The organism is Pluralibacter sp. (assembly GCF_019237635.1).
In the GTDB taxonomy this organism is placed as follows: domain Bacteria; phylum Pseudomonadota; class Gammaproteobacteria; order Enterobacterales; family Enterobacteriaceae; genus Enterobacter_B.
The window spans coordinates 1-4,578 of sequence record NZ_JAFAGS010000019.1 but is presented as its reverse complement, the minus strand read 5'-3'; the positions used below and the strand labels follow the sequence as shown (position 1 = coordinate 4,578).

4 protein-coding genes are annotated in these 4,578 nt (G+C 59.8%); all 4 read left to right on the top strand.

Features of this window, described 5'->3' with window-relative positions:
• A partial coding sequence (locus tag JO226_RS02630) for a sulfate ABC transporter substrate-binding protein (protein ID WP_293489801.1) occupies positions 1–762 on the top strand: 762 nt, incomplete at its 5' end.
• 151 nt (positions 763–913) lie between these two features.
• A complete protein-coding gene (locus JO226_RS02625; RefSeq protein WP_293489799.1) occupies positions 914–2,386 on the top strand; it encodes a DASS family sodium-coupled anion symporter in 1,473 nt (490 codons plus the stop codon).
• A 68-nt stretch (positions 2,387–2,454) separates the two neighbouring features.
• The gene (locus JO226_RS02620) at positions 2,455–3,210 is read left to right on the top strand and encodes a CDP-diacylglycerol diphosphatase (RefSeq protein WP_293489798.1); all 756 of its coding nucleotides are present in this window, start codon (positions 2,455–2,457) and stop codon (positions 3,208–3,210) included.
• Positions 3,211–3,283: 73 nt separating this feature from the next.
• A partial coding sequence (locus tag JO226_RS02615) for an SLC13 family permease (RefSeq protein ID WP_293489797.1) occupies positions 3,284–4,578 on the top strand: 1,295 nt, incomplete at its 3' end.

Here is a 4,578-nt window from a genome sequence, read left to right as displayed (position 1 = left end):
GCTGACGTGGTGACGCTGGCGCTGGCCTATGATGTTGACGCCATCGCTGAACGCGGCCGTATCGACAAACACTGGATTACACGCCTGCCGGACAACGCCGCGCCCTATACCTCAACCATTGTTTTCCTGGTGCGTAAAGGCAACCCGAAACAGATCCACGACTGGAACGACCTGATTAAACCCGGCGTTTCCGTTATTACCCCGAACCCGAAAAGCTCCGGCGGCGCGCGCTGGAACTACCTGGCGGCCTGGGGTTACGCCCTGCGCCATAACAATGGCGACCAGGCCAAAGCCCAGGACTTCGTAAAGGCGCTATACAAGAACGTTGAAGTGCTGGATTCCGGCGCGCGCGGTTCTACCAACACTTTCGTTGAGCGCGGCATTGGCGATGTGCTGATTGCCTGGGAAAACGAAGCTCTGCTGGCGGTGAGCGCGCTGGGGAAAGACACGTTTGAAATCGTTACCACGAGCGAGTCTATTCTCGCGGAGCCGACGGTGTCGGTGGTCGACAAAGTGGTTGATAAGAAAGGCACCCGCGCCGTCGCCGAGGCGTACCTGAAGTATCTCTATTCACCGGAAGGTCAGGAGATCGCGGCAAAGAATTTCTACCGTCCGCGTGACCCGGCGGTGGCGAAGAAATACGACAGCACGTTCCCGAAACTGACGCTGTTCACCATCGATGATGCGTTCGGCGGCTGGGCGAAAGCGCAGAAAGAACACTTCTCCAACGGCGGCACCTTCGACCAGATAAGCCAGCGCTAATCCCCTTCCTGTTACCCGGCGGCATCCCCGCCGGTGTATTTATGTCCTTGTCATTACGTCGATTTTGTGAGTTTCCTGACTGTTTTTTCAGCGAAAATACCGGTTAATAAGCAGATAGCGCAACCGCGCTGGGATACTCAAGGAATGACGCATGGACAGATTAACTCCGGTTCGCCCATGGCCTGCGCTACTGGCCGTCGCCATCACGTTTATCATCTGGTTTGCTGTTCCCATCCCTGCTGGCGTTACCCCTGAAGCCTGGCACCTCCTGGCGCTGTTTATCGGTACGATCGCCGCCATTATCGGCAAGGCGATGCCGATTGGCGCGATAGCGATCGTCGCCATCATGCTGGTGGCCATGACCGGTGTCACCAACCCCGGTAAACCCGCCGCAGCGCTGAACGATGCCCTGAGCGGATTTTCGAATTCGCTCATCTGGCTCATCGGGTTGTCGATCATGCTGTCGCAAAGCCTGTTGAAAACCGGCCTCGGCGCACGTATCGGCTACGGGTTTATCGCGCTGTTTGGCAAGAAAACGCTGGGCATCGCCTGGGCGCTGACGCTTGCCGAAACGCTGATCGCCCCCGTCACGCCGAGCAATACCGCGCGCGGCGGCGGCATTATTCATCCGGTAATGCGCGCCATTGCCGATAGCCTGGGTTCGCAGCCCGGCAACAGCGAGAACGGTTCTACCGGGCGCTATCTGGCGCTGGTGAACTACAACATCAACCCGATAAGCTCGGCGATGTTTATCACCGCCACCGCGCCGAACCCGCTGATTGTGAGTTTTTTGCTCAAAGGCACTAACGGCGTGCTGGGGATGACGTGGGGAATGTGGGCGCTCGCCGCGCTGCTGCCGGCGGCGGTGTCGCTGGTGGTGATGCCGGTGGTTATCTGGTGGCTGTACCCTCCGGCGGTAACCAAAACGCCGAATGCGCCGCAGTTCGCCAGAAGCAAGCTCGACGAGCTGGGCCCGCTGTCGTTGGCTGAAAAAATCACTCTCGGCGTGTTTGCCCTGCTGCTGTGCCTGTGGGCGGGCGTTCCGGCGTTCGTAATGGGCAGCGGTTGGGCGGTCAACCCGACCAGCGCGGCGCTGATTGGCCTGTCAATTCTGCTGCTGACCGGCGTGCTGCACTGGGACGATATCCTGAAATGCCGCGGCGCCTGGGATACCATCGTCTGGTTCGCGGCGCTGGTGATGATGGCGGAGTTTCTCAGCAAGCTCGGCCTGGTGAGCTGGCTGGCGACCACCGTCGGCAACACGATTGATCACCTGGGGCTGCACTGGAGCGTCGCAACGCTGCTGTTGGTCCTGCTCTACGTCTATTCGCACTACTTTTTTGCCAGCACCACGGCGCATATTACGGCGATGTTCGCCGCGTTTTTTGCCGCAGGGCTGGCGCTGGGCGCGCCGCCTGCGCTGCTCGGCCTGATGCTCGCGTTCTCCTCATCGTTGATGATGTCGTTAACCCACTACGGCACCGGCACGGCGCCGATTATCTTCGGTTCAGGGTACGTTACCCTTGCCGAGTGGTGGAGAACCGGGCTGGTGATGAGCGTAGTAAACCTGATTATCTGGGGGGCGACGGGCGCCGTATGGTGGCGCTGGCTGGGATACTGGTAACCCCGCAACGATGAAAATTCATAAAGTTACGGTATGCTTGCTGTTTACGTATTCATTGAGGGTTGGATATGAAATCGGCAAGCCGCATTATCCTGGGACTGATGGTCGTGCTGCTGCTGGCGGTCGTGGGCGTATGGCATTTCTTTTTTTCCGGTAATGCCAACGCGCTGCGGGAGATTGTCACGCAGCAGTGCGTTCCGAATGAGCAGCAGCATCAATTGCCTGCGCCGTGCGCTGAGGTGAATCTGGATAACGGCTATGTACTGTTTAAGGACCGCAACGGACCGCTGCAGTACCTGCTGATGCCAACCTACCGAATCAACGGCACCGAAAGCCCGCTGCTGCTCAACCCTCACACGCCGAACTTCTTCTGGCAGGCCTGGCAAAATCGTCGGGTGATGAGCGAACGCCGTGGTTCACCGGTGCCGGATGAGGCCGTGTCGTTGACTATCAACTCACGTATGGGGCGTACGCAAAACCATTTTCATATCCACATTTCGTGCCTGCGCCCGGACGTGCGTCAGCAGCTCAATGACGATATGACGGCGATAAGCACCCGCTGGCTGCCGCTTCCCGGTAACCTGATGGGCCATGTCTATCTTGCGCGGCGGGTGACGGAGGCCGAGTTTGCGCAAAAAAGCCCATTCATTATGCTGGCCGAAGAGGTGCCTGAGGCGCGTGAACATATGGGACGCTTTGCGCTGGCGGTCGTGCCGCAGAGCGATGATTCGTTCGTGCTGCTGGCGACCGAACGCAATCTGCTGACGCTTAATCGCGCCTCCGCCGAGGAAATTCAGGATCATCAATGTGATATTCTGAAGTAATCCCCCTGGTTCTGGCGTTTACCTGCTGCTCCTGTCGTCGTAGACTTGCTGAAAAAAACGACAGGAGACAGGAATGTCGCTCTGGTTCTCTCACCCTCTGTTTATCCCTTCACTGATTGTCGGCCTGACAGTCCTGCTCTGGGCCACGTCATTGCTGCCGGAGTTCATTGCCGCGCTGTTGTTTTTCACCGCCGCGATGGTGGCGAAAATCGCCCCGCCGGACGTTATCTTCGGCGGCTTCGCCTCCTCGGCATTCTGGCTGGTGTTCAGCGGCTTCGTGCTGGGCGTCGCCATCCGTAAGACGGGGCTGGCGGATCGCGCCGCCCGGGCGCTCTCCGTCAGACTCACCGACTCCTGGCCGCAGATGGTGGCGAGCGTGGTGCTGCTGAGCTATGCGCTGGCGTTCGTGATGCCGTCCAATATGGGACGTATCGCGCTGCTGATGCCGGTTGTCGCGGCGATGGCGGCGCGTGCTGGTATCCACGAAGGCACCCGCGCCTGGTATGGTCTGGCGCTGGCGGTGGGATTCGGCACTTTTCAGCTCTCCGCCACCATTTTACCGGCCAACGTGCCCAACCTGGTGATGAGCGGCGCTGCGGAAGGGTCTTATGGCATCCATCTTAATTACCTGCCTTATCTGCTGTTGCATACGCCGGTGCTGGGCTGGCTGAAGGGGGCGCTGCTGGTGGGGCTTATCTGCTGGTTGTTTCCCGGAAAACCGACGCCGCCGAAGGCGATCGCGCCCTCTGCGCCAATGAGCGCAGACGAAAAGCGGCTGGCGTGGATGCTGGCGGTGGTGTTGACGCTGTGGGTGACCGAGAGCTGGCACGGGATTGGCCCGGCGTGGACGGGGCTTGCCGCCGCCTGCGTAACCTTGCTGCCGCGGGTGGGTTTTATCAGCGGCGAGGAGTTCGCCAGCGGAGTGAATTTCCGCACCTGCCTGTATGTGGCCGGTATTCTGGGGCTGGCGATTACCGTCACGCAAACCGGCATCGGCGATGCCGTCGGACAGGCGCTGTTGCGCGTGATGCCGCTGGACCCTGAACATCCGTTCACCAGCTTCCTCGCGCTGAGCGGGATAACCACTGCGCTGAACTTTATCATGACCGCCAACGGCGTCCCGGCGCTGTACACCACCTTTGCCCAGAGTTTCGCCGATGCGACGGGCTTCCCGCTGCTGAGCGTGATTATGGTGCAGGTATTGGGGTATTCCACGCCGCTGCTGCCGTATCAGGCGTCGCCTATCGTCGTGGCGATGGGGCTTGGCAAGGTACCGGCAAAGGCCGGGATGAAGCTGTGTTTAGCGCTGGCGTTAGCGACCTATCTGGTGCTGCTGCCGCTGGATTATCTGTGGTTTAGCGTGTTGGG

Coding starts and splice junctions, on each gene's coding strand:
- JO226_RS02625 (WP_293489799.1), top strand. CDS start 914: ATGGACAGATTAACTCCGGTTCGCCCATGGCCTGCGCTACTGGCCGTC.
- JO226_RS02620 (WP_293489798.1), top strand. CDS start 2,455: ATGAAATCGGCAAGCCGCATTATCCTGGGACTGATGGTCGTGCTGCTG.